At 62.3% G+C, this 23,440-nt stretch carries 23 protein-coding genes and 3 pseudogenes; 15 read left to right on the forward strand and 11 right to left on the reverse strand.

From position 1 onward, the window contains the following. Nucleotides 1-2 precede the first annotated feature (2 nt). Nucleotides 3-590: a substrate binding domain-containing protein gene (locus tag ACQB61_RS09485; protein WP_430512433.1), complete on the reverse strand. Its 588-nt coding sequence runs from the start codon at nt 588-590 to the stop codon at nt 3-5. Continuing rightward, complete coding sequence (locus ACQB61_RS09490; RefSeq protein ID WP_430512434.1) at nt 590-910, reverse strand: helix-turn-helix domain-containing protein; 321 nt, start codon at nt 908-910, stop codon at nt 590-592. Before ACQB61_RS09490 ends, ACQB61_RS09485 begins: the two co-directional genes overlap by 1 nt. Nucleotides 911-1,136: 226 nt before the next feature. Between ACQB61_RS09490 and ACQB61_RS09495 the strand changes: the two genes are divergently transcribed. From ACQB61_RS09495 to ACQB61_RS09505, 3 genes and pseudogenes are all read left to right on the forward strand, one after another. Then, nucleotides 1,137-1,481, forward strand: coding sequence for a Dabb family protein (locus tag ACQB61_RS09495; RefSeq protein ID WP_430512435.1), 345 nt, complete (start codon nt 1,137-1,139; stop codon nt 1,479-1,481). Beyond that, nucleotides 1,478-2,545, forward strand: a complete 1,068-nt coding sequence (locus ACQB61_RS09500; protein ID WP_430512436.1) for a maleylacetate reductase — start codon at nt 1,478-1,480, stop codon at nt 2,543-2,545. The genes ACQB61_RS09495 and ACQB61_RS09500 overlap by 4 nt, the downstream gene beginning before the upstream one ends. Nucleotides 2,546-2,562: 17 nt before the next feature. Then, a pseudogene (locus tag ACQB61_RS09505) lies at nt 2,563-3,401 on the forward strand (intradiol ring-cleavage dioxygenase). Between the two features lie 90 nt (nt 3,402-3,491). Here ACQB61_RS09505 and ACQB61_RS09510 read toward each other — a convergent pair. Then, the gene (locus ACQB61_RS09510) at nt 3,492-4,058 is read right to left on the reverse strand and encodes a nuclear transport factor 2 family protein (protein ID WP_430512437.1); all 567 of its coding nucleotides are present in this window, start codon (nt 4,056-4,058) and stop codon (nt 3,492-3,494) included. Between the two features lie 517 nt (nt 4,059-4,575). Between ACQB61_RS09510 and ACQB61_RS09515 the strand changes: the two genes are divergently transcribed. From ACQB61_RS09515 to ACQB61_RS09550, 8 genes and pseudogenes are all read left to right on the forward strand, one after another. After that, nucleotides 4,576-5,913, forward strand: a complete 1,338-nt coding sequence (locus ACQB61_RS09515) for an amidase (RefSeq protein WP_430512438.1) — start codon at nt 4,576-4,578, stop codon at nt 5,911-5,913. Next, complete coding sequence (locus ACQB61_RS09520) at nt 5,843-7,057, forward strand: flavin-dependent monooxygenase (RefSeq protein ID WP_430514336.1); 1,215 nt, start codon at nt 5,843-5,845, stop codon at nt 7,055-7,057. The genes ACQB61_RS09515 and ACQB61_RS09520 overlap by 71 nt, the downstream gene beginning before the upstream one ends. After that, nucleotides 7,027-7,281, forward strand: coding sequence for a hypothetical protein (locus tag ACQB61_RS09525; RefSeq protein ID WP_430512439.1), 255 nt, complete (start codon nt 7,027-7,029; stop codon nt 7,279-7,281). Before ACQB61_RS09520 ends, ACQB61_RS09525 begins: the two co-directional genes overlap by 31 nt. 59 nt (nt 7,282-7,340) lie before the next feature. Next, complete coding sequence (locus tag ACQB61_RS09530) at nt 7,341-8,603, forward strand: aromatic ring-hydroxylating oxygenase subunit alpha (protein WP_430512440.1); 1,263 nt, start codon at nt 7,341-7,343, stop codon at nt 8,601-8,603. Continuing rightward, nucleotides 8,600-9,094, forward strand: a complete 495-nt coding sequence (locus ACQB61_RS09535; RefSeq protein WP_430512441.1) for an aromatic-ring-hydroxylating dioxygenase subunit beta — start codon at nt 8,600-8,602, stop codon at nt 9,092-9,094. The genes ACQB61_RS09530 and ACQB61_RS09535 overlap by 4 nt, the downstream gene beginning before the upstream one ends. Next, nucleotides 9,094-9,854, forward strand: a pseudogene (locus ACQB61_RS09540) (SDR family NAD(P)-dependent oxidoreductase). Before ACQB61_RS09535 ends, ACQB61_RS09540 begins: the two are co-directional and overlap by 1 nt. Continuing rightward, a complete protein-coding gene (locus tag ACQB61_RS09545) occupies nt 9,851-11,032 on the forward strand; it encodes a PDR/VanB family oxidoreductase (protein WP_430512442.1) in 1,182 nt (393 codons plus the stop codon). The pseudogene ACQB61_RS09540 and the gene ACQB61_RS09545 overlap by 4 nt, the downstream one beginning before the upstream one ends. Further along, a complete protein-coding gene (locus ACQB61_RS09550) occupies nt 10,917-11,345 on the forward strand; it encodes a flavin reductase (RefSeq protein WP_430512443.1) in 429 nt (142 codons plus the stop codon). Before ACQB61_RS09545 ends, ACQB61_RS09550 begins: the two co-directional genes overlap by 116 nt. 24 nt (nt 11,346-11,369) lie before the next feature. Here the strand turns inward: ACQB61_RS09550 and ACQB61_RS09555 are convergent, their stop codons facing one another. After that, complete coding sequence (locus ACQB61_RS09555; protein ID WP_430512444.1) at nt 11,370-11,870, reverse strand: MarR family winged helix-turn-helix transcriptional regulator; 501 nt, start codon at nt 11,868-11,870, stop codon at nt 11,370-11,372. 102 nt (nt 11,871-11,972) lie between these two features. Further along, nucleotides 11,973-12,164: a hypothetical protein gene (locus ACQB61_RS09560; RefSeq protein ID WP_430512445.1), complete on the reverse strand. Its 192-nt coding sequence runs from the start codon at nt 12,162-12,164 to the stop codon at nt 11,973-11,975. A 63-nt stretch (nt 12,165-12,227) separates the two neighbouring features. On the opposite strand from ACQB61_RS09560, the gene ACQB61_RS09565 reads away from it, so the two are divergent. From ACQB61_RS09565 to ACQB61_RS09575, 3 genes are read left to right on the forward strand one after another with little or no spacing between them, the layout of a single operon-like run. Further along, nucleotides 12,228-13,004: a TRAP transporter substrate-binding protein gene (locus tag ACQB61_RS09565; protein ID WP_430512446.1), complete on the forward strand. Its 777-nt coding sequence runs from the start codon at nt 12,228-12,230 to the stop codon at nt 13,002-13,004. After that, entirely contained in the window at nt 13,001-13,537 is a 537-nt protein-coding gene (locus ACQB61_RS09570) for a TRAP transporter small permease (protein ID WP_430512447.1), read from the forward strand. Before ACQB61_RS09565 ends, ACQB61_RS09570 begins: the two co-directional genes overlap by 4 nt. Continuing rightward, a complete protein-coding gene (locus ACQB61_RS09575; RefSeq protein ID WP_430512448.1) occupies nt 13,534-14,823 on the forward strand; it encodes a TRAP transporter large permease in 1,290 nt (429 codons plus the stop codon). The genes ACQB61_RS09570 and ACQB61_RS09575 overlap by 4 nt, the downstream gene beginning before the upstream one ends. 64 nt (nt 14,824-14,887) lie before the next feature. Here the strand turns inward: ACQB61_RS09575 and ACQB61_RS09580 are convergent, their stop codons facing one another. Together ACQB61_RS09580 and ACQB61_RS09585 are read right to left on the reverse strand one after the other, a co-directional pair. Beyond that, a complete protein-coding gene (locus tag ACQB61_RS09580; protein WP_430512449.1) occupies nt 14,888-16,258 on the reverse strand; it encodes an aminotransferase class III-fold pyridoxal phosphate-dependent enzyme in 1,371 nt (456 codons plus the stop codon). 97 nt (nt 16,259-16,355) lie between these two features. Next, nucleotides 16,356-17,804 (reverse strand): APC family permease, encoded by a 1,449-nt coding sequence (locus tag ACQB61_RS09585; RefSeq protein WP_430512450.1) that lies wholly within the window; start codon nt 17,802-17,804, stop codon nt 16,356-16,358. Nucleotides 17,805-17,937: 133 nt separating this feature from the next. Here ACQB61_RS09585 and ACQB61_RS09590 point away from each other — a divergent pair, with 133 nt between their 5' ends. After that, nucleotides 17,938-19,014 (forward strand): AraC family transcriptional regulator, encoded by a 1,077-nt coding sequence (locus tag ACQB61_RS09590; RefSeq protein ID WP_430512451.1) that lies wholly within the window; start codon nt 17,938-17,940, stop codon nt 19,012-19,014. 17 nt (nt 19,015-19,031) lie between these two features. Here the strand turns inward: ACQB61_RS09590 and ACQB61_RS09595 are convergent, their stop codons facing one another. The 4 genes and pseudogenes from ACQB61_RS09595 to ACQB61_RS09610 form a co-directional block, all read right to left on the reverse strand. Beyond that, the gene (locus tag ACQB61_RS09595) at nt 19,032-20,372 is read right to left on the reverse strand and encodes a TRAP transporter large permease (RefSeq protein ID WP_430512452.1); all 1,341 of its coding nucleotides are present in this window, start codon (nt 20,370-20,372) and stop codon (nt 19,032-19,034) included. Continuing rightward, nucleotides 20,362-20,877 (reverse strand): TRAP transporter small permease subunit, encoded by a 516-nt coding sequence (locus ACQB61_RS09600; protein WP_430512453.1) that lies wholly within the window; start codon nt 20,875-20,877, stop codon nt 20,362-20,364. The genes ACQB61_RS09595 and ACQB61_RS09600 overlap by 11 nt, the downstream gene beginning before the upstream one ends. Nucleotides 20,878-20,952: 75 nt before the next feature. Continuing rightward, the gene (locus ACQB61_RS09605) at nt 20,953-21,993 is read right to left on the reverse strand and encodes a TRAP transporter substrate-binding protein (protein WP_430512454.1); all 1,041 of its coding nucleotides are present in this window, start codon (nt 21,991-21,993) and stop codon (nt 20,953-20,955) included. A 321-nt stretch (nt 21,994-22,314) separates the two neighbouring features. Then, nucleotides 22,315-23,414: pseudogene (locus tag ACQB61_RS09610) on the reverse strand (NAD(P)-dependent alcohol dehydrogenase). Between the last annotated feature and the right edge of the window lie 26 nt (nt 23,415-23,440).

Raw genomic sequence — 23,440 nt, forward strand, 5'->3', positions numbered from 1 at the left:
GCCTACCAGAACGCTTCGAAATTGTTCCGCCGGAAATACTCGACCAGCGCGTCGATGAAGAGCCGGGTGCGAGCGGGCATGTGCGCGCGGGAGGGGAAGGCAAGGTTCATGCTGAGGCGCGGCAGCTGCCAGCCCTCCAGCACCTTGACGAGACGGCCCGACTGAAGATCGTCATGCAGCACATAAGATGGCTGCACGACGATGCCCAGCCCGTCCCTTGCAGCCTGGCGCAGCAGCAGCCCGTCATTGCACACCATGGTTCCGCTGACCGGGATCCGCATGCTTTCGTTGCCGCGGGTGAAGGTCAGGTTCTCCCAGTCATCGGCAAGACTGTAGAGCAGCAGGTCATGGTCGGCCAGATCATGCGGATGGACAGGCTCGCCCCGTGCAGCAATGTACTCCGGCGAGGCAGCGAGCGTGCGCTGGGTCTCCGCCAGCTTGCGGATGGTGATCGAGCTGTCCGCCTCACCCCGCCGGGTGCGGATGGCAAGATCAAGACCGTTCTCGATCATGTCGTAATAGCGGTTGGAAGCCTGCAGCTCGATGTTGACCAGAGGATAGCGGGCTCGGAACTCGCGGATCACCGGCATCAGATGCAGTTTGGAAAAGGCAAGCGAGGCGCCGACGCGGATGGTGCCGCGCGGTTCTGCTGAAACCGCACTGACGCTGGTTTCAGCCTCGTTGAGGCTGGAGAGGATTTCCCGGGCGCTCGCGGCGAAACGCTCCCCTCCCCGGTCAGGAACAGCTGGCGCGTGGTCCGCTGCACCAGCCTTACGCCCAGCCGGTTTTCCAGGCTGGTCAGATGCCGGCTGACGCCGGAGACAGACAGGCCAAGCGCATCGGCGGCCCGCGTCAGGCTGCCTGCATCGGCGATCTGGGTGAATACCTCAAGCTCTGCCAACCGGTCCATTCTTGCCCCTCCTGCAAGATTGTTACGGTATTATTACCGTATAAACACATATCTTGCAATTGTTCTGTCATATGCCCGGCTGACGCCTTCATTTTTGCGCTGCAGGCAAGAAACATTCCCAGATTACGGGATTTATCACCTAATCACCCAATGCAACTCTGATGCCATGTGAACAAGGCTGCCGTTCAAGGAAGCAGCCTGCACCAATCCAGAGGGAGCGCCCGCAATGGACGCGAGCACAAGGGGCACCACAGCGGTGCGGCATATCGTGATGTGGAATGTGGCCGGAGAGACGCCGGAAGAACGGGATAAGACCAAGGCAAGGATCAAGACGGCCTTTGAAAGCCTGCGCGGGCAGATCCCTGGCATGAGCTTTCTGGAGATCGGCATCGATGTGAGCCGGATCGACTACGCCTGCGACGTGGTGCTGTTCAGCGAGTTCGAGAGCGCCGAAGCGCTCAAGGCTTATGCAGTTCATCCGGCACATCTGCGCATTCGTGATGCACTGGAGGGCCTGCGGATTGCCCGCTATCAGGTGGATTATCCCGTGGCTGGGGAGACATTCCGATGATGGCAGGCTTTACTTACACGGCCCATCCGGCGCGGGTCATTTTCGCAGATACCGCTCTTGACCAGCTGGAAGCGGAGACCGAGCGGCTGGGGGCAAGGCGCGTTCTGGTCATCACCACACCGCGCCAGACCGGACTGATGGACACCATCACGGCAGCGCTGGGGGACAGGGTCTGCGGCACCTTTGCAGGCGCTGCGATGCATACGCCCGTCGATATCAGCGATCTGGCTGCCGACACGGCCCGCTCCCGCAAAGCCGATCTGGTAGTGGCTGCCGGAGGCGGTTCGGCCATCGGCCTGTCCAAGGCGGTGGCGCTGCGCACCGGCCTGCCGCAGCTCGTCATTCCCACCACCTACTCCGGCTCCGAGATGACGCCCATCCTGGGTGAAACCCGCAACGGCCAGAAGCAGACACAGGTATCGGCCAAGGTGCTGCCGCAGACCGTGCTCTATGACGTCAGCCTCAGCCTCGCCCTGCCGGTGACCGTCAGCATGACCAGCGGCATGAATGCCATCGCCCATGCGGTGGAAGCGCTTTATGCCCGCGACCGCAATCCGGTCATCGGCCTGCTTGCCCTTGAGGCCATCGGCGCCATGGCCGCAGCCCTGCCCGCCATCCACCGCACCCACGATGATGGCGAAGCACGGCGCAAGGCCCTTTACGGCGCTTGGCTCTGCGGCCTTTGCCTTGGCTCCGTCGGCATGGCGCTGCACCACAAGCTGTGCCACACGCTGGGCGGCAGTTTCGCCCTGCCCCATGCCGAGACGCATACGGTGATGCTGCCGCATGCGCTGGCCTATAATGCCCCGGCCATTCCGGAGGTGATGGATCAGCTGGCCGGGGTTCTGGGCAGCGATCCGGCCCGCCGCCTGCAGGACCTTGCCCGCGCCACAGGAGCTCCGGTCAGCCTGGCTGAGATCGGCATGCCGGAAAGCGGCCTTGAGCGGGCAGCGGACATCGCACTGGCCAACCCTTACTGGAATCCGCGGCCGCTCGAGCGGCAGGCCATTCTGGCCCTGCTCCGGCGTGCCTATGACGGGTCCCTGCCCCAGATGGACCGCTGACAGCGAAGGAGACCGCAATGATCGACTATTTCACAGAAGACCGGTCGGCCGAGCAGGTGAACGGCCGCATTGGACCTGCCACCAGCCCGCGCCTCGCCCGTGTCATGACGTCTCTCGTCAACCACCTGCATGCCTTCATCAAGGATGTGGAATTGACCGAAGAGGAATGGGCCACAGCCATCAGCTTCCTCACCCGCAGCGGCCAGATCTGTTCGGACACGCGGCAGGAGTTCATCCTGCTGTCTGATATTCTGGGCGTGTCAATGCTGGTGGATGCCATCAACCACCGCCAGCCGGAGGGCGCGACGGAGACAACCGTCTTTGGCCCCTTCCACGTGGAAGGCGCGCCGGAGCGGCAGATGGGCGACAGCATCAGTCTCGACGGCAAGGGCGAAACCTGCCTCTTCGAGGGCCGGGTTCTGGACCTGGATGGCAATCCCGTCGAAGGCGCGCTGATCGATGTGTGGTCGGACAATGAAGACGGCTTCTACGATGTGCAGCAACCCGGCGTGCAGCCCCCTTCAACAACCGCGGCATCTTCCGCACGGGCGCAGACGGGCGCTATGCGTTCCGGGGCATACGTCCGGTCTCTTACCCGATCCCCCACGACGGTCCGGCCGGTCAGCTGCTCGAGGTTCTTGGCCGGCACCCCTGGCGGCCCGCCCATATGCACTTCATGGTCACGGCACCGGGTTACCGGCGGGTAATCACCCATCTTTTCGTTTCAGGTGATCCATATCTGGAAAGCGATGCCGTGTTCGGCGTCAAGGCCTCACTCATCACGCCCTTCGAGCGGGTGGACAGGGATGGCGAAACCTGGCGCGCGGCCTATGACTTCGTGCTGCAGGCGGAGTGAGACGCTGAAGAGCATCCCAGCCAAAAACTGAAGCCCCGGCGGTGACCGGGGCTTCGACTCGCACAGCAGGTGCCGGAAGGAGCAGCCCGCTCAAGGCCGCATCAGCACGGATTTTGATGGATAGTCCGAAGCCCAGGTGGACGGAAGCGGGGCAACGAAGACGTTCTCCGTCCGGGTGCGGGTGATCTTCCAGACCCCGTCCGGTTCCTTGCGGAAGGTGTTGTTGAGGCGCGAGGAGCGCAGGAGCGCCTTGCCATCAGAAAACAGCCAGGGCTGCATATGAACCCACTGCCCGTCTGCCGTTGTCCCGCCCTCATGCACGTGGATCTGCTCGGAGGTGAGATAGTGGCAGTTCAGGATCAGGGCCGGGTCCGTCTTGCCGCCCCAGAAGCCCTCGAAATGCTTGCGGATGGCAGCAGCCCCGACAGCCCGGCCGAACTGATTGTCGTAATATTCGCCAACGCCTTCCCACACTGCATCTTCCGTGTAGAGCGCCATGATCAGGTCGATGCGCTCCACGTCGCTAGTGACTCCGAATTCCGGCATGGGCGTGTCGCACAGGAACATGTAACGGGCCTGAATGCGACGGATATCGGCTTCGGCTTCCAGCATCTCGATCCGCCGCACCAGTGCATCCAGCCGTGTGGTCTCAGTCATGACTTCCCCTCTTTTCATTGCAGATGAACAGGCGGGAGAACACTCGGATAGCCCCGCACGCGCCTGCCCGCTGCCGCAAGGCTTGCGCCGTACGCCCTCAGGGTCAAGCGGTAATATTCACGTAATATGCCGAGAAACATGAGTTTCCAGCGTAGGATTACTCATCACCGTGTGCAAAACACCTTCAAAACCAAGAACCCTTGCAAAGACTGCAAGGGCAAGCGGTGCAGCAGACATCACCGGCGCAAAACAGACTTTCAGAATACGCAACAATTCACGTGATTTTACATGTTACGCTTTGGCTGTCTGTATTTCGTAGAAATTGCGCAGGGTGCCCACTCCGCGCCTGAAGAGAACGGCACAGCCAATGGGGCTGGCGCCGCATTTCTCGTTTATCTAGTTGATTTCAAATAATTTTTTTGATCTTGATCAACGATTTTACGTTGACGGCTTTTCGATTTGCGGTAATTTTACCGTATCCAGAGGGAACGGAGCCGCAAGCGCTCCGCATAGAAAAATGACAAATGAATCTTTAGCCCTGACCGGCGGCTCGCCGGTCTTTACGGCCACGCTTGCGCTTGGCCAGACGGGTCCGCGTGTTGCAGTCAAGGACTGCATCGACATCGCGGGCACCGTGACGCGCTGCGGCTCGGCGGCCTTCGATGCGGCCCCGGCGGCAACGGCCCACGCCGATGTGGTGGAGGCTCTCCTCAAGGCCGGGTGCCGCATCATCGCCAAAACCAACATGCACGAGCTTGCCTATGGCATGACGGGCGTGAATGCCCGCTTCGGCACGCCGGTCAATCCGCGCTGGCCGGACATCATTCCCGGCGGCTCTTCCTCCGGCTCTGCCGCCGCCGTGGCTGGAGGGCTTGTCGACTTTGCCATTGGCACGGACACTGGCGGCTCCATCCGTCAGCCCGCGATTTGCTGCGGCGTCATCGGCTTCAAGCCCACCTTCGGACGGATCAGCCGCAAGGGCGCAAGCCCGGCGCAAAGCTCGCTCGATTGCATCGGCCCCTTTGCCAGAAGCATGGACCGGATCGAGCAGGCGATGGCAGCACTTGATGGCAGCTTCATGCCAGCGCGCCTGACTGCAGCGCCAAAACTTGCCATCACCGGCATGGATGCCGAGCCCGGGATTCTGGCCGCTCTTGCGCCTGTGGTCACACCGCAGGCAGGCGCCCTTACCGCCATAAACCTGCCGTCCCTGGAAGCTGCCTTCAAGGCCGGTATGACGGTGATCGGCCGTGAAACGGCGGCTGCCTTCGGTCACCTGGTCACAGGTGGCGCGCCGTTGGGGCCGGATGTGAAGGCGCGCATCGCAGCGGCCATGTCCATTACGGACGAGGATCTGGCCGCCGCCGAAGATGTTCGCGCCCGGTTCACTGCCGAAGTGGATGCCGTCCTTGCCACCCATGACGCGATCCTGACCCCGGCCCTGCCGGTTGTGCCCCCGCGCCTTTCGCAAGCGGATGATCCGCAGCGGGTTCTCCCCTCACACGCTATCTGCGGCCGTTCAACCTTTCGGGCCATCCCGCACTGGTTCTGCCGCTTCTCACACCGGACGGCCTGCCCGCCGGACTTCAGATCATTGGCCGCAAGCAGGGAGATGAGCAGGTCTGCGCCATCGCCCGCTGGCTTTGCGAGACCTTCAAAGACTTCCAGGTGGAGGAATGACCATGGATGCCCTTTCCCAGTCCCCTGCGGACGTGACACTCGAAAGCCTGAAGGCGGAGATCCGTTCCCGCAGGCAGGAATTTCACAAGCTGCGCCATATCCCGATCGACATCGTGCGCCAGTTTCAGACCATCGGTATCTACCGGGCCTTCGTGCCGCAGCGCTTTGGCGGTGACGCCCTGTCTCCAGCGGCCTTCTGCCGCCTGATTGAGGAAATCGCCAGCGCCGATGCATCGGCCGGCTGGGTGGCAAGCTTCGGCGTCTCGGCCACTTATCTGGCGGCCCTGCCGAAGGAAACCTATGCCTCCATCTACAGCAAGGATCCCAACACGGTTTTTGCAGGCGGCTTGTTCCCGCCTCAGGCCGCCAAACGCGTGCCTGGCGGGCTGGAAGTCACTGGCCGCTGGCCCTGGGGATCCGGCGTCATGGGCGCCTCTCTGGTCGGTGCCGGCATAAAGATTGAGGGCGAGGACAGCCCGCTGCCCCGCACCGCCGTCATGCCACGCAGCGCCATAACGGTGGACGAAACCTGGGACACCGTCGGCCTGCGTGCCACCGGCAGTCACGACATTGTCGCGAACAAGGTCGTGGTGCCGGAAGAGTGGACCTTCATCCGGGGCGGCAAGCCGGAAATGGATGACCCGATCTTCCACTATCCGGCTATGGCGCTCGCAGCACAGGTGCTGTCCGTCGTCGCCCTTGGCACCGCGCGTGCCGCTCTCGACTGGCTGAGCGAGGACGCCACCAAACGTGCCTCCATCACCGGGGCGCCGAGCCCTGCCGCGCGTGGCTATATCCAGACCGGCTTTGCCCGCGCTGAGGGACTTCTGTCCGGCGCCAGGGCCGGCTTCTACGACGCCATCGAGGAAGGCTGGCAGCAGATGCTCGAAAAGGGCGAGGTTGACCGCGCCACGCACATCCGCCTGCGCCACGCTGCCTCCAAGGCCGCTGAAGACGGCGCCGAGGCTGCACGCCTTGCCTTTGTCATGGGCGGCTCGGACGCGATGATGAGCGGGCATCCGCTCGGCCGCTGCATGATCGATGCAGCCTGCGTCGCCCAGCACGCCTTCATCGGCGCAGGCAGCTGGCAGGCGGCTGGCGCCGCCCTGCTCGGCCAGCCCGTGCCCCCGGCTATCCGTGAGAAATTCATTCTCATTTCCATTGAAAGGATAAACAAATGGCTGAAGCCAAACAGATCCGCACCCTTCTCTGCATCGCCGTGCATCAGAACTTCTTCGATCTGCCCTTCGACAAGATCGGCGGCGTCTGGACGGGCTTTGCCACGTTCATGTCGAGCGTTGCCAAGATGGACGGGGTGACCGTTCTGGGCACCATCGATGATGACGAGACCATGGTCGGCACCTCGCCCACGGGCTTCCCCTGGACCTGCTACATGCTCTGCGACTTCCCGGACAGGGATGCCGTCGTCGCCGCTTGCAACCTGTTCCGCACCATCCAGGTCGGCGACGAGAACCACCGCCTGTGGCGCTACATGCGCATCGAGGCGCGCATGGGCCGTGCGCTGCAGATCCCGGATCTGTGAGACCCCGCTGACAAGGCAGACAACAAGGTCACCGAAACAAACCAGAGGAAAGAGCTCAGATGACTATCGCCGCAACAAAACCGCAACCCGGTGAGCTGGTCGAATTCGACCGGGTCAAGACACCGATGTACGAGGACGAGGCGCTTTTCGAGGAAGAGCTGGAGCGCATCTTCGGCCAGACGTGGGTGTGGGTCGCCCACACTTCCGAAATCCCTGACAAGGGCTCCTTTGTCCGCTCCTGGGTTGGCCGCCAGCCGGTCATCGTGGTGCGGGACCGCAAGAACGAGATCCACGTGATGGTCAACCGCTGCCGCCACCGGGCTGCAACGGTCTGCGAGGTGAAGAAGGGCAAGACCTCGTCCTTCCAGTGCCCCTATCACGGCTGGGGCTACGGCCTCGACGGCTCCCTGCGCGGCCTGCCCTATCCGGAGCAGTATGGCGAGGACTTCGACAAGGACGCTCACGGCCTGAAGAAGCTGCGGGTGGAAAGCTATCAGGGCATGATCTTCGCCACCTTCAACGAGGACATCGAGCCGCTGGAAAGCTTCCTTGCCGGTGCGAAGAAGTGGATCGACCTGTTCATGAAGCAGGGCGGCGGCTTCCCCATCAAGGTGCTGGGCGAACATCAGTTCACCTTCCCCGGCAATTGGAAGATCCAGCTGGAGAACACCACCGACGCCTACCACTTCCCCGTGGTGCACAAGTCCTTCCTGCAGTCACTGGACAAGGAAGCGGAAGCCACCTTCACCTTCCTTGAGGGCGAAGGCTTCGTGGAAGATCTCGGCAACGGCCATTCGGTGATGGTGATGATGCCGGAACTCGTCGACCTCGACGACAATCTCGACGCGGCCATTCCGCAGCGCTTTGAAGCGCTGGCACAGGAGTTGCGGGACGAAGGCTATCCGGAAGATCAGGTGCGCAAGATCGTGCGTGCGGTGGGCGGTGCGGGCTTCAACCTGAACCTCTTCCCGAATGTCTCCTTCTCCCTGTCGTTCTTCCGTGTACTGCGCCCGATCAACGTGCGCGAGACCGGCATCCGGCACATCGCGCTCGGCATGGACGGTGGCCCGGTGGCGGCCAACCGCATGCGCCTGCGTCTGCACGAGCATTTCCAGGGGCCGCTCGGCTTCGGCTCGCCCGATGATGCGGAGGTGTGGGAACGCGTCCAGCGCGGCACGCTGGGCGGTGAGGATCTGCCGATCCTCGTCAATCGCGGCATTGTCGATGAAGTGCCCGGTGAGCATGGTCCGCGTGGCCACGTAAGCGCGGAAACCGGAATGCGCGCCGCCTACAAGATGTGGAAGAGGATGATGGACCAATGAACTCGATGAGCACCATCACATCCGCAGTGACACTGCAGGAGATCGCCGAATTCGTCTGGACCGAGGCCGAGCTGCTGGACCGCAAGGACTATGATGCCTGGCTCGCCTTGTGGGCTGGCGATGGCCATTACATCATGCCGATCAATCCGGATGGCAATTACGAGGACGAGCTGAACCTGTGCTACGACGACGCCAAGATGCGCAAGATGCGGATCGAGCGTTTCCAGGCTGGTTTCTCCATCTCCTCCGCGCCCCCGGCACAGACCATCCGCACCGTCTCGCGCTTCGTCATCGAGGCGCAGGACGGGGAGACGGTGACGCTGCGCTGTGCACAGCATCTGATCGAGGACAAGTTCGGCCGCCAGCGCTTCTTTGGCGCGAACCTGCGCTATGTGCTGCTGCGCACCGAAAACGGCCTGCGCATCCGCGACAAGGTGGCAACGCTGCTCAACTCTGACGGGGAGCTGACTGCGCTCAGCTATCTGTTCTGATGGCAGCGCCGCTCCCTGAAAAGATCCAGACAGCCGTCGTGACGGGCGGGGCCACCGGTTTCGGTGCCCTTGCCGTCCGGGCCCTGCACAAGGCTGGTTTCCGCGTCGTCATCACCGACGTGGATCCCGGCCCTGCCGAAGCGCTGGCGCAGGAGCTTGACCTTGCCGGGGAGACGGCGGTCATCGGCACGCTGGACGTGACGAAGCCGGCCGACTTCCAGACCATCCTCGACCGCAGTGTCGAGCGCTGGGGCTCAGTCGAGGTGCTGGTCAACAATGCTGCCCGCACCGCCGTTCAGCCCGTTCTGGAGATCGATCCAGCCGACTTCAACGCCATCATGGCGGTGAATGCGGGCGGCACCTTCACCGGCTGCCAGATCTTCGGCCGCCATTTCCGCGACCGCGGCTATGGCCGGATCATCAACATGGCTTCGCTCGCGGGCCAGAACGGCGGCACCGCCACCGGCGCGCATTATGCTGCCTCCAAGGGCGCGATCCTGACGCTGACGAAGATCTTCGCACGTGATCTCGCCCCTTCGGCGTCACCTGCAATGCCATCGCGCCGGGCCCCATGGACACGCCGATGGTGCGCTCGGTGATCACCCCGGAGAAGATGGCCGGTGCGCTGGCCAATATCCCGGTTGGGAAACTGGGAGATCCGGATTTCGTGGCCGGGCTCGTGGCACTTCTGGCCGGCCCTGATGCAGCATTCGTCACCGGCGCCTGCTGGGACGTCAACGGCGGGATCTATATGCGATGAACGCGATCAGTCCGAACCAGACGCTTGAACTGACCGTCACCGAACGGATCGAGGAGCCGGGCAACATCGTCCGCCTGCGGCTGGCAAGCCCGGCCGGGGAGCCCCTGCCCCCGTTCACGGCTGGAGCCCATCTCGACATCCACCTTCAGGACGGCACCCTCGACCTGTGGCGGCAGTACTCGCTCTGCTCGGACCCTGCCACGAATACGGCCTACGAGATTGGCGTGCTGAAGGACCCGAAAAGCCGTGGCGGCTCGGAAGCGGTCCACCGGCTGGCGGCACCCGGCGCACGCTTCAGGATCGAGGGACCGCGCAACCACTTTCCGCTGGAGGAAAGCGCCACCTGCACGGTGCTGTTCGGTGGCGGCATCGGCATCACACCGATGCTGGCCATGGCCCAGCGCCTGCATGCCATCGGCCGGGATTTCACCCTGCACTATTGCACCCGTTCGGCCGGCATCACGGCGTTCCGCAGCATGATTGCGGCAAGCCCCTGGGCGGACCGGGTTGTCTTCCATCATGATGACGAAGACGAGGCCCAGCGCCTGCATTTGCCGCGTGATCTGCCGCAGCCGGATGCTGGCACGCACCTTTATGTCTGCGGCCCGCAGGGCTTCATGGACTGGGTGATTTCCAGTGCCGAGGCGATGGGCCATGCCCCTTCACACGTGCACCGCGAGTATTTCTCCGCAGATGTGGACACCACAGGCGAGAGTTTCGAGGTGGAAGCGCGCCTGTCCGGCGTCACCGTGACGGTTGGCCCCGAGGACACAATTGCCAAGGCGCTTGCCCGCGCGGGTGTGAAGATCGAGGTGAAGTGCGAGGAAGGTGTCTGCGGCACCTGTGTGACGGATGTGCTGGAGGGCACACCCGATCACCGCGACCAGTTCCTGACCGACGGCGAGAAGGAAGAGGGCTCGATGATCTGCGCTTGCTGCTCACGCGCCTCCCCCGCCTCGTACTCGACATCTGAGGAGGAAAGTCATGACCGAGACCCCAATTTCCCCGGAAATCTCGGCCTTCCGCGAAGGCATGAGCCGCCTGGGAGCCGCCGTCAATCTGGTGACGACCGATGGCCCGGCCGGGCGCCACGGCATGATCGTCTCGGCCGTCTGTTCGGTGACGGACAGCCCGCCCATGCTGCTGGCCTGCATCAACCAGAACGCCTATGCCCATGACGCCTTTCTGGCCAATGGCACGCTCTGCGTAAATGTGCTGCGGCCCGGGCACCGGGATCTGTCACGGGCCTTCACCAAATGGACGGGCGAAGACCGTTTCTCGCAGGCAGGCTGGGACACACTGGAGACGGGCGCCCCCGTTCTTCAGGGTGCAGCCGTGGCTTTCGATTGCCGCATCATCGACCGTCAGCAGAAGGGCACCCATTCCGTCCTCTTCTGTGAGGTGGCCGCAACCCGGCTGTGGTCAGGCACGCCGGAAGGGCTGATCTGGTTCAGCCGTGCCTTCCACCAGCTTGAAGCGGCAGCGAGGTAAGCGATGGCAGAACAGGCGGCGCGCTCAGATCTCTCCCAGACGGTCGAAGACCTTCTCCAGAAGGCCATTGAGCGCGGCCTGCTCGTCGCTGGAAATATTGATGAAGGAAGCCGCGAGGATCTTGTCCGCTTCGATGAGGGCGCGGCGGCGCATCTCGTCGCCCTTGGGTGTCAGAGTTACTTCGGTGACGCGGCCATCCGTCGGACGGACACGGGTGGTAACCAGACCATCGGCCAGCATGCGCTGCACGATCTTCGTGGCGGTGTTGAGCTTGAGCACGCTGTAGTCGGCAATCTCGGAGACACTGAGGTATCCATCTTCGTGCAGCGACATCAGCACGCGCCATCGCGGCATGTCGAGATCGATGGGCTTCAGCCGCCGTTCCAGCACCTGCACGTAACGCCCGTTCACTCGGGAAATCCAATAAAATGGCCAGTTCCGCTTCATCCGCTTCACAGCCTGCTCGCCCTCATTGAGGGCGGCCTCGGCGGCCTGAGAGACGTGAGCGGTGTCGGATGCAGTCATGGCCAGTCTTTCCAAGGTTTCGAGGGGCGCAAAGCCTCCGAACAGCGGCGGTCGTAGTGAGCCGATTGCCGGTTGCAGCCACAACAATATACCAGAGGGGAATTAGATGAAAATGAACGTGATCACAAATTTTGCACTTGCCGGCGCAACGGCACTTGGCCTGATGAGCGGCGCGGCCTCTGCACAGACCGTGCTGACGCTGAACAGCTGGCTGCCGCCCAGCCACCCGCAGGTCACCCAGCTCATGCAGCCGATGGCAGAGGATATCGAGCGCGTCACCGAAGGACGCGTCAAGGTACAGATCCTGCCCGCTCCCCTGGCGCCTCCCCCGCAGCCTTCGATCTTGCCAAGAATGGCGTGGCCGATATCACCTACAGCGTCAACGGCTACACACCGGGCCGCTTCAAGACCGCCGTTCTGGGCGAGATGCCATTTCTGGGGGACAGCGCGGAAGCCGTCTCCATCGGCTACTGGCGCACCTATGAGAAGATGCTGAAGGACGCCAATGAATATGAAGGCGTCAAAGTTCTTGCTTTGTTCACGCATGGTCCGGGCGCCATCTTCATGAAGGGCGGTGAGCTCACTTCGCCGGAAGCCATTGCTGGCAAGAAGGTGCGCGTCGGCAGCACCCTGGCCCATGACCTTGCCACGGGCCTTGGCGCCGTGCCTGTCGAAGGCCCCTCCTCCAAGGCCTATGAACTGCTGTCGCAGGGCATTGCCGACGGCATTCTCTTCCCCTTCGAATCCGTCAACTTCTTCAACCTGATCCCGCTTCTGGATCAGGGCCTGGAGTTCCCTGGCGGCCTCTACAACACCACCATGTTCATCGTCATGAACCAGGCAAAGTTCGACAGTCTGGACCCGAAGGACCGTGAAGCCATCGAGACCGTCATCGGCGAGCCGCTGGTCCGCCGTGCCGGCAAGATGTGGGATACGGTCGATGCAGCCGGCCGCAGCGCCATGGAAGGCAAGATCACCCTGCACAAGGCAACGGCGGAAGAGGTCGAGGCCCTCAAGGTGAAGTTCCAGCCGGTGATCGACAAGCGCATTGCGGAAGTCTCCACCAGCGGCGTCGATGGTGCTGCTGCCTATGAGATGCTGAAGGCCGAAATCGCGAAGGCTGCTTCTGAATGAGCACCTGCGTCCAGAAGACGCCCATCATCGGGGAAAGGCCTGCGCGCAGCGCGGGCCTGACCTGGTTCCGGATGGGCCTTGCAGTGATCTGTGCCGTCATGCTGACCGCCATGATGCTGCTCACCGTGGCCGATGTGGTCGGCCGCTACTTTCTCGCGTCCCCTGTTCAGGGCGCCACCGAACTGACCGAAATGCTGCTTGCAGCTGTGATCTTCATCGGCCTTCCAGCCGCAACGCTGGATGACGACCACGTGACCGTGGACATGCTGACCGCCCGTCTGCCCTGGGCGGTCGAGAAACTGCGCAGACCCGTTGTCGCGCTCGCCTCCGCTGCCATTCTGTGCGTCATCGGCTGGCGTCTTTGGGCTGCCGCAGCACAGGTCGGCTCCTATGGCGGCACTACCATCAGCCTGCAGATCCCGCTCGCCCCGCTTGGCTATCTCGTTTCGATCTTCACCGGGCTTGCCGCCCTCATTCTTGTCGCGAAAGCCGTTGCCTGCGTTATTCCGGAGCAGGCCGGGAGGTCCGAATGAACCACTGGGAAATCGGTATCCTCATTCTCTTCGCTCTTCTGGCCGCCGGTATCCCGATCAGCTTTGCGCTGGCCGCTGTCGGCACCGCCGGGACGGTCGCCATCATCGGTCTCAATCCGGCCCTTTCCCTCCTGGGGCAGACCTTCTTTGACAACAGCCGCAGCTACTCCCTCTCGATCCTTCCGCTCTTCCTGATGATGGGCAACTTCGTCGTTCAGTCGGGCATCGCGCAGGATCTCTACAACGCTGCCTATGCCTGGCTGCGGCACCGGCGCGGCGGACTGGCTGTGGCGACTGTCTTTGCCTGCGGCGGCTTTTCATCCGTCTGCGGCTCGTCCCTTGCCACTGCATCGACCATGGCAAAGATCGCCCTGCCCTCCATGCGCAAGTATGGCTATCCGGACGGGCTCTCCACCGCCTCCATTGCAGCGGGCGGCACTCTGGGCATTCTCATTCCGCCGTCGGTGATCCTCGTTTTCTACGGGATCATGACCCAGCAGGACATCGGCAAGCTGTTCCTGGCCGGCATCGTGCCGGGCATTATCGGCATCCTCGGCTATGCCCTTGCGGTGGTCATTTCTGTCCGTCTTGGCAAGCTGGATCTGCCGGTGGAACCGAAACTGCCGCTGATGGACCGCATCAGATCACTGAAAGGCATCAGCGGTGCCATGCTGCTGTTCGTCTTCGTCATGGGCGGCATCTATCTGGGCGTCTTCACTCCGACAGAAAGTGCCGGTATGGGCGCGGCTGGCGCCTTCCTGCTCGTCATCATCCAGCGGCGGCTCAACCTGCGCCAGACGGTCCTGACGCTTTACGAAACGGCCAAGACCACAGCCGTGATGTTCTTCATCCTGTTTGGGGCCCTGACCTTCACAAACTATGTGAACCTTTCCGGCATGACGCAGGATATTCAGGCGATGCTCAACTCGGTGGGCAACCATCCGGTTCTGATCATCCTGATGATCACCGCCATCTACCTTCTGCTCGGCTGCGTGCTGGAGGGCCTGTCCATGATTACGCTCACCATTCCGGTGTTCTACCCGATTGTCGCGGCCGCCGGCTTCGACCTCATCTGGTTTGGCATCTATGTGGTGATCGTGACCGAGGTCAGCTACATCACTCCGCCTGTCGGCCTCAACGCCTTCGTGCTGCGGTCGGTGGTGCGTGACGTCAGCCTTGGCACCATCTTCCGGGGTCTTGGCGTCTTCGTCGCGGTGGATGTGGGCCGCATTGCCCTGATCCTCGCCTTCCCCGCCATCGTCCTGTTCGTGCCGCGCATGATGTGACAGGCCGGACGCGTGAAGAAAAGCCCCGCCGGATTGCTCCGGCGGGGCTTTTTCATGCGCGGGATCAGAGTTCCTTCTCGACCTTGGCAAAGGCCTTGCCGAGTGCGGCAACGAGGATCGAGATTTCCTCCTCGCCGATGACGAGCGGGGGCGAGAGGATGATGGTGGAGCCAGCCGGGCGGACAATCGCGCCTTCCTGACGCGCGTAGAAGGCCACCTTCTCGGCAATGCCGTTTGACGGATCCAGCGGCGCGCGGGTCTTCTTGTCACCGACGAGATCGATGCCGACCATCAGGCCCTTGCCACGCACTTCACCGATGATCGAGGAAACCCCTTCCAGCGGCTTCAGGCCTTCAAGCAGCACCTTGCCCATACGGGTGGCATTGCCGGGCAGGTCTTCCCGTTCCACGATGTCGAGCGCCGCCAGAGCTGCGGCACAGGCGAGCGGGTGGCCGGTGGAGGTGTAGCCGTGCATCAGGAAGCCGGCCGGCGTCACGTCCTTGTACCAGGCCGAAGCCACGCGGCGGTTCAGCACGGTTGCGCCCAGAGGCACATAACCGGCGGATATGCCCTTCGCGAGGCACATGATGTCCGGCTTCACGCCCCAGCCGCGCGTGCCGAACATGGAGCCCGACCGGCCAAAGCCTGTGACGACCTCGTCAGCGATCAGCAGCACGCCGTAGCGGTCGCAGATCTCGCGCACCTTCGGCCAGAAAGAGGCCGGCGGCACGATCACGCCGCCCGCACCCTGAACGGGCTCGGCAATGAAGGCGGCAACTGTCTGCGGTCCCTGATGGTAGATCTCGCGCTCCAGCAGGCGGGCGATGATTTCGGAAAGCTCTTCCGGGTCTTCCGTATAGGGATTGCGGTAGGTCCAGGGCGTGTCGATCTGCGTGCAGCCCGGCAGCAGCGGCTCGTAGGCACCTCTGTAATAGGGCGAACCGTTGACGGAGACGCCGCCGAAATGCACCCCGTGATAGCCATTCTTCATGGAGATGAACTTGTAGCGGCCCGGCTCCCCGGCGAGCTGCCAGTACTGGCGCGCGAGCTTCAGCGCGGTCTCCACCGCATCCGAGCCGTTGGCGCTGAAGAACACCTTGTCCATTTCTTCTTCGGCTGCCATGTCGCAGACCTTGGCCGAGAGTTCGATGGAGGGAGGTGTGGTGGTGCCGGCAAAGGACGAATAATAGGAAATGCGGTCCATCTGCGCGATGATAGCTTCCTTCACCTCACGGCGGTTGTGGCCAACGTTGACGTTCCACAGGCCGCCGAAACCGTCCACGTAGCGCTTGCCATCAATGTCGGTGACATAGCAGCCTTCGCCCGAGACGATGATTTGCGGCGGATTGGCCTGAGAGATCAGCGGATGGATCATCGGGTGGAACTGGTGCCGCGTGTTGTTCTCGCGGATAAAGTTGGATGTTTTGTCGAGCATCTTCTGCTCCTCCTTTGGATGGATTCCGTATTCTTGTTTGTTCGGATTCAGTGGCCGGGCGGACGGGCTCGATGGCAGACCGCCCGGCAGGACGGGATCACTCGAAGACTGCGCCGAGGTTCTTGTAGATATCCGGCTGACGGGTCTTCATGCGCCAGGCGAACAGGAACCCGGCAAGACCACAAAGGGCGATGAGGACCGGGAAGGACTGAACCAGTGCACTGTCACTGCCCGACAAAAGCTCCAGATTGCTGCTGACCAGCAGGATGGCGCCACCAAGCCCCACCACAGACAAGGCCGGCAAAATGAGCGTGACAAGGATGCTGTGCTCATGGCCGTGCTGGCGGCGGAAGTAGGCGATGATGGCCAGCGACACGAGGAACTGCACCATCAGGATGCCCAGCACAGCAAGGGCCGACATCCAGGAGAACACCACCGCATAGGCATCCGCGCCGCCGATGATGAAGGCGATGAGAATGCTTGCGGCAATCGCCGACTGAAGCCAGCCAGCGGCTGCCGGCGAGCCATGCGCGGCACTGACCTTGCCGAAGATCTTCGCAATCAGCCCCTCACGGCCGAGGGCGAAGAAGTAGCGGTTCAGCGTGTTGTGGAAGGACAGGACGCAGGCAAACAGCGACACGATAAGCAGGATCTCCATGGCCGTGACCGACCAAGGCCCCAGCACATCGGCAGCGGCATTGAAATAAAGCGTCTCAAGACCGGCCTCTGCCGTCTGCTGGATCATGGACGAGCCGTAGTGCTGTGCGATGGCCCAGGTGGAGAAGGCATAGAAGCCGGTGATCAGCAGCACCGCAGCATAGGTTGCACGCGGAATGGTGCGGTCCGGATCACGGGCCTCCTCGCCGAAAATGGCAGTCGATTCAAATCCAATGAAAGAACCGATCACGAAGACCAGTGCCACACCCAGCCCCGGAGAGAACACGACGGCCGGCGCGAAATTCTCAAGGCTGAGTCCTTCCGGGCCACCGCCGCGCAACAGGATGCCCACATCCAGCATCAGGAGGATGGCGATTTCCAGCACCATGGCGACGCCAAGGATCTTGCCGGAGAAGGAAATGTTGCGCTGACCGCAGAGATGGACCACCGCAAGGGCCGCCAGCGACCATGCCCACCAGGGCGCTTCCAGCCCGAGCCCCGCCATGGCGCCTGCCGTAAAGACGCCGAAGAGCGCGTAGACGGCGATCTGCACCGAACTGTAGGTCACCAGCGCCATGACGGCTCCAGCGACACCCATCGGCTTGCCAAGTCCTTGTGAGATATAGGTATAGAAGGCGCCTGCGCCGCCGACATGGCGGCTCATGGCCGTGAAACCGGCCGAGAAGATGATGTAAAGAAGGCCCGCCAGCACGAAGGCGCCGGGAACTCCGGCCCCGTTTCCGAAGGCGAAAGCCACCGGTGAAGCCCCTGCCACGGCCGTCAAAGGCGCAGCCGCCGCAACCACAAAGAAGACAATATGCGCCAACCCGACCGAGTTGCGGGCAAGCCGCACCTCTCCGCCGGCGCGAGTATTCGCGTCGATCGTCATGTTTTTTACCCCTGGAAGTTCATTTTTATTCTTCAAGTATGACTGCACGCCGGGCCAGTCCCATTGCACTATGCGTCAAACTTCCGATAATATGCGCCACATTCCCGTAAATCTGCGTAAGGGAAATTCCTGCATGGGAAGAGCGCCTAAAATAAAGTCAGTGCGTGCCTCTGTCTTAACGCCCTTGCTGAAGCACATTGCAGATCAGGGCAGCAATATTCAGGAGTTCATTGCCAAATATGGCATCACCCGGACGCAGCTTTCCGACCCCTATTCGGTGCTGCCGCTGGGCCGCTATGTGACCCTGTTCGAGGCGGCTGCGGTCCATTTGAAGGACCCGGATCTGGGGCTGAAACTGGCGCTGCGCGTGCAGCCCGCCGATATGGGGCCAATGGGCGTTCTGTTTTCGCTTTCCCCCAGCATTTCCGCCGGTTTTCAGCGCCTGGCGAGCCACGTCATGGCCCTGCAGAGCGGCACCCAATCCAACATGTTCGAGGTCAATGGAGATCTGGTCTGGACCTACCGGCTGCAAGATCCGGACATGTGGCCGCGGCGGCAGGATGCGGAGTATACGCTGGCCGCCTGCGCCCAGCTGGTGCGGTCCTGTTTCTCGCCGGAGTGGAAGCCTCTGGAAGTGCATTTCGAGCATGCGGAAGGCGCCAACCCGCAGCTTTTACAGCGGATTTTCCGTGCTCCCGTGCTTTACCGCCAGGCCAGCAACCGGATCATCATGAGCCGGGATGATGCCACACGGATTTACCGCAGCGAGGACCGGGAGCTTGTCACCATTCTGGAGCATCACCTTGCCGACCTTATTGGCGATGAGGGCGATGAAAGCCAGACAATGACGGACCGCATCCGCAACCGGATCAGCCTCTATCTTGGGCAGAAACCGGTGACGCTGACCGCGTTGGCAGCCGAACTCAACATGTCGGCGCGCAGTCTGCAGCGGCGCCTGGCAGAAGAAGGCACTTCACTGCGCGATCTGGTCAGGGAGCACCGCATCCAGCTGGCGGCCAATCAGCTGACCCAGAGGGATGCCCGCGTCACCCAGATCGCCCATAGTCTGGGCTATGCCGATGGCACCGTCTTCTGGCGCGCATACCGGGGCTGGAAAGGCGAACCGCCCAGCGCGGCCAAGGGGCAGCGCCGGGCGGCACAAGAGGTGAGCGGCGATGACGGGGATGAGTGGATTACCGGCGGCGCGTAAACTCTCCCCTCTCAATGTCACTTCATGCCCGCAAGCCCCAGCACCAGTTGCGGCCAGATGATGCAGGCAGCCAGCACCGCCATCTGCAACAGCACGAAAGGCACCGCCGCACGGTAGATGGTGCCGATGGCCGTGTCGGGGACCGTGTTCTTGAGATAGAACAGCGCCATGCCGACCGGCGGCGTGAGAAAGGATGTCTGAAGGCAGACTGCCATCAGGATCGCCACCCAGGCCGGATCATGGCCCATGGCGGTCAGCACCGGCATCACCAGCGGCGCAATGATGAGGATGATCTCCATCCAGTCGAGAAAGAAGCCCAGCAGGAACAGGATGAAGAGGATCAGCAGCAGCGTGCCTTCCGGCGGCAGCGGAATGGCATGAAGGGCATCGGCAATCACCTCGTCCCCGCCATAGCCGCGCAGCACCACCGAGAAGCAGGAGGCGCCGAAGATCAGCGCGAAGAGAAAGGCCGTGGTCAGGCCGCTTGCCTCGCAGACTTCAACGAACCCCTTCCAGCCCAACCGCCCGGACCTGATGGCCAGCAGCGTTGCCCCGGCTGCCCCGATGCCGGAGGCCTCCGTCGGAGAAGCGATGCCCAGAACGATGGAGCCAAGCACCGCAATGACCAGAAGCAGTGGCGCGGCCAGCGCGCCGGCAAGTTCGCCAAAGGTCACTGTTTCCGCGCCGCCCGCTTGTCCCTTGGGGGCTCTCTCGGGCCAGATCAGAGCCACGGTGACGATATAGACAACATAGGCACCGGCCAGCAGCAGGCCTGGCACGATGGCGCCCTTGAACAGGTCTCCCACCGGGATCTGCAGCTGATCGCCCATGACCACAAGCATGATCGACGGCGGAATGAGAATGCCGAGGCAACCGGTCGCTCCAATGGTGCCAAGGCTCAGCCGGTCATCATAGCCCGCCGCCCGCATCGCCGGCATGGCAATGGTGGCCAGCAGCACCACGGAGGCACCGATAATACCGGTCGAGGCTGCCAGCACGACGCCAATGAGCACCACCGACACCGCAAGCCCGCCCGGCACCTGGCGCAGCAACCCATGCATGGAGGTAAGCAGCTTCTCGGCAATGCCCGAGCGGTCGAGCATCAGCCCCATGAAGATGAACATGCTCATGGGAATGAGTGAATAGCTGGACAGCGTGTCGAAGGTCCGGTTGGCGACAAAGCCCAGCATGCGGATGGAGGCCATGTCCGCCTCAAAGGCAAAGGCATCCAGCATGCTGCCGAGCACGGCAAACAGGACACCAACCCCGCCCAGCACGAAAGCGACCGGATAACCGGAGAACATCACCACCATGAAGGTGGAGAACAGCAGGAAGACAAAGACCGCATCAACGCCCATCGGCGGACCTCCCGGGGCGGATCAGAACGGCAAGGGATTTCAGGAGCACGGAGAGCCCCTGCAGGAAGAGAAGGGCAAAGCCTGCGGCCATGACGCCCTTGATGATATAGCGGGCCGGAAGGCCGGAAGGCATGGGTGAGCCCTCCTTCAGGCGCCAGGAATATTCAAAGATCTTCCAGGAATTCAGGGTAAGGAACCCGGCAAAGGGCAGCAGCAGGAAGAGGACGCCAAGGACTTCGGCGAGCGCCCTGCCCCGCTCTCCCATGCGCCCGTGCAGCGCATCGACCCGCACATGCATGTTGCGCTGGTAGGCCCAGGCCAGGCAGCACATGACCACAACGGCATTCATGTGCCACTGCAGTTCCTCAAGCTCGATCATGCCGAGATTGAAGACATACCGCAGCAGCACATTGACCAGAATGGTGAGCATCAGCAGCGGCTGCACAAGCGCCCCCGCAAGCCCCACCGACCGGCTGAGCCGGTCCACCACTTCGACGAAATGCATGAGGACAGCCCCGTTGCAATGAAGGCGGACGGGCGGCAGACCGTCAGCAGTCTGCCGCCCGCGCAAACCCTCTTGTTACTGACGGGCAGCCCAGGCTTCGGTCGAGGCGCGGTAGGCAGACACGGATTCCCAGACGCGCTTGAAGTCCGCGTCCTTCTCGCTCTGCTCTTTCATCACCTCGTCGACTTTGGCCTTGATGGCCTCCAGCACCTCCGGCGGGAACTGGCGCACCTGCACGCCCTTTGCCTCAAACCCCTTCACGGCTTCCGCATTGGCGGTCTGGGTTGACATGACGGAGCGCAGGTTCGTCGCCTTGCAGGCTTCCTCGATGGCCGCCTTCTGGGCCTCGTCCATGCTGTCCCACTTGGCCTGATTGATGATCAGTTCGTTCATGGCAGCAGGCTGGTGCCAGCCCGGCAGGTAGTAGTTCTTCGCCACGTTATCGAGCCCGACGGTGACGTCGATGGCAGGCATGGAAAGCTCCGCGCCGTCGATCACGCCCTTCTCCATACCCGGATAGATCTCGCCGGTTGGCAGCAGCACGATGGATGCGCCGAGCTTGACCATGGTTTCGCCCGCAAGTCCGGCAAAGCGCAACTTCTTGCCGCTGAAATCAGAGACTGAGTTGATCTCGAAAGAGTACCAGCCGCCCGCTTCCCGCTCCATCAGGCCGCAAGGGATGGTCACGACGCCCTGCTTTGCATAGATCTCCGACCAGATCTCCCGGCCGCCGCCATTGTAGATCCAGGCAGCATGCGTCAGCACATCCGGACCAAAGGGGATGCCACCGAAGAGCTGAACCGCAGGAAAGCGGCCTGCCACATAAAGCGGTGAGGTGTAACCCGCATCCAGCGAGCCCTGCTGGACGGCATCGAAAATCTGCAGTGGCGGCACGAGTTTGCCGGCAGAGTAAACCTTCACCTTGAGGCTGCCACCCGAGAGCGCATTCAGCTTCTCCGCCAAATATTCTGCATTCTGGCCGCTGGCCGGCATGGTCAGAGGCCAGGCGCTCTGCAGATCCAGAGAAACGGTATCCGCCTGTGCCGGCGCTGCTGCCACAAGTGCCGTTGTCAATGCGAGGGCCGCCAGACGCGGCAGAGAACGGGTGAACTTCATGATAAACCTCTGGACATGGGCCAGCATCGGAAGAAAATTACTTTTTCCCGCGTGGATCTTGTTGCTTGTCGATGGGATCACCTGCCGGTGAAACATGCTGCAAGGTCAGGCTTGCACTTTGATCTTCCGGAATAAATCGCGCATTCCGGAAAACTCTGTTGCAGCCAGCGCAAGAAAGCTGCGCGTGGGCCACAGCCCACCCGCAAAAATAAGCCGGGTGGCTGAACCGGACGCACTCCGGTCAAATGCAAAAGGCCGTCCTCACGCGCGTGAAGACGGCCCCCAAATTTCATCTCACATCCAACGAAGCGAGCATTCTCCTCACTTCATCCGCAGAATGGGTTTGATGGCCGAGCCGGTTTCGGAGGCATGGATGGCCTCGTTGATCTCGTCAAACTCAAAGAAGGTGATGAGCTTGTCGAAGGGAAAAAGCCCCTTCTTGTAGAGATCGACCAGATGCGGAATGAACACATCCGGTTCGCTCTCACCTTCCACGATGCCCATCAGCCGCCGCCCGCCGCTCATGAAATGCATCTCGTTGATCTGCAGCTCCACATCCGGCCCGGACGCACCGAGAATGCCGCAGGTCCCGGCATTGGCAAGCGCCATCACGGCCGAGCGGATGACCGGCGGCAGGCCTGTGGTATCGAGCGCATAGTGCACGCCCGTGCCCGTGAGGGCGAGGATCGCCGCTGTGGCATCTTCCGCATTGGGATTGATGACATGGGTTGCGCCCAGTTCCTTCGCCAGCTCCAGTCTGGCCGGATTGAGATCCACCGCGATGATGGTCCGCGCTCCGGCCACCTTGGCTGCCATGACAGCGGAAAGGCCAACAGATCCGGCGCCGAATACGGCAAAACTCTTGCCCTCCGGCACTTTCAACGCATTGAGTACGGCACCGGCCCCGGTTTGAATGCCGCAGGCAAGCGGCCCCAGAAGCTCCAGCGGCGCGCCGTCCGGCACCTTCACCACATTCCTTTCATTGCAGATGGCATGGCTTGCAAAGGAGGACTGACCAAAGAAATTGCCATGCACCCGCTCGCCTTCCTTCGACAAGGCCGTCGAACCGTCAGGCCGGGTTGCAAAAAATTGCGCGGGAAGAACTCGTAACAATAGGCTGGCTGATGCTCCTTGCAGGTTTCGCAATAGCCGCAGGAGTTGAACGTCATCACCACGCGGTCACCGGCCTTCACCTTGGTGACGGCACTGCCGGTGCTGCGCACGATGCCGGCGCCTTCATGCCCCAGAACCACCGGCAACGGCGTGGGAAGCATGCCATCCCGCACCACGATGTCGGTGTGGCACACACCCGTGGCCACCACCTCCACCAGAATTTCCTCCGCTCTCGGCTCTTCCAGATCCAGCGTTTCCATTACAAGATCTGCGCGCGCCTCGCGGGCGACAGCTGCCTTGATTTTCATGATCATCTCCATCACCTGGGAAAACC

This window comes from Pannonibacter phragmitetus, from assembly GCF_050510895.1.
GTDB lineage: Bacteria > Pseudomonadota > Alphaproteobacteria > Rhizobiales > Stappiaceae > Pannonibacter > Pannonibacter phragmitetus_B.

Coding starts and splice junctions, on each gene's coding strand:
- ACQB61_RS09580 (WP_430512449.1), bottom strand. CDS start 16,258: ATGCTCGACAAAACATCCAACTTTATCCGCGAGAACAACACGCGGCAC.
- ACQB61_RS09535 (WP_430512441.1), top strand. CDS start 8,600: ATGAACTCGATGAGCACCATCACATCCGCAGTGACACTGCAGGAGATC.
- ACQB61_RS09500 (WP_430512436.1), top strand. CDS start 1,478: ATGATGGCAGGCTTTACTTACACGGCCCATCCGGCGCGGGTCATTTTC.
- ACQB61_RS09590 (WP_430512451.1), top strand. CDS start 17,938: ATGGGAAGAGCGCCTAAAATAAAGTCAGTGCGTGCCTCTGTCTTAACG.
- ACQB61_RS09605 (WP_430512454.1), bottom strand. CDS start 21,993: ATGAAGTTCACCCGTTCTCTGCCGCGTCTGGCGGCCCTCGCATTGACA.
- ACQB61_RS09525 (WP_430512439.1), top strand. CDS start 7,027: ATGTCGAGCGTTGCCAAGATGGACGGGGTGACCGTTCTGGGCACCATC.
- ACQB61_RS09495 (WP_430512435.1), top strand. CDS start 1,137: ATGGACGCGAGCACAAGGGGCACCACAGCGGTGCGGCATATCGTGATG.
- ACQB61_RS09600 (WP_430512453.1), bottom strand. CDS start 20,877: ATGCATTTCGTCGAAGTGGTGGACCGGCTCAGCCGGTCGGTGGGGCTT.
- ACQB61_RS09545 (WP_430512442.1), top strand. CDS start 9,851: ATGAACGCGATCAGTCCGAACCAGACGCTTGAACTGACCGTCACCGAA.
- ACQB61_RS09555 (WP_430512444.1), bottom strand. CDS start 11,870: ATGACTGCATCCGACACCGCTCACGTCTCTCAGGCCGCCGAGGCCGCC.
- ACQB61_RS09570 (WP_430512447.1), top strand. CDS start 13,001: ATGAGCACCTGCGTCCAGAAGACGCCCATCATCGGGGAAAGGCCTGCG.
- ACQB61_RS09575 (WP_430512448.1), top strand. CDS start 13,534: ATGAACCACTGGGAAATCGGTATCCTCATTCTCTTCGCTCTTCTGGCC.
- ACQB61_RS09585 (WP_430512450.1), bottom strand. CDS start 17,804: ATGACGATCGACGCGAATACTCGCGCCGGCGGAGAGGTGCGGCTTGCC.
- ACQB61_RS09490 (WP_430512434.1), bottom strand. CDS start 910: ATGGACCGGTTGGCAGAGCTTGAGGTATTCACCCAGATCGCCGATGCA.
- ACQB61_RS09485 (WP_430512433.1), bottom strand. CDS start 590: ATGCCGGTGATCCGCGAGTTCCGAGCCCGCTATCCTCTGGTCAACATC.
- ACQB61_RS09510 (WP_430512437.1), bottom strand. CDS start 4,058: ATGACTGAGACCACACGGCTGGATGCACTGGTGCGGCGGATCGAGATG.
- ACQB61_RS09515 (WP_430512438.1), top strand. CDS start 4,576: ATGACAAATGAATCTTTAGCCCTGACCGGCGGCTCGCCGGTCTTTACG.
- ACQB61_RS09595 (WP_430512452.1), bottom strand. CDS start 20,372: ATGGGCGTTGATGCGGTCTTTGTCTTCCTGCTGTTCTCCACCTTCATG.
- ACQB61_RS09530 (WP_430512440.1), top strand. CDS start 7,341: ATGACTATCGCCGCAACAAAACCGCAACCCGGTGAGCTGGTCGAATTC.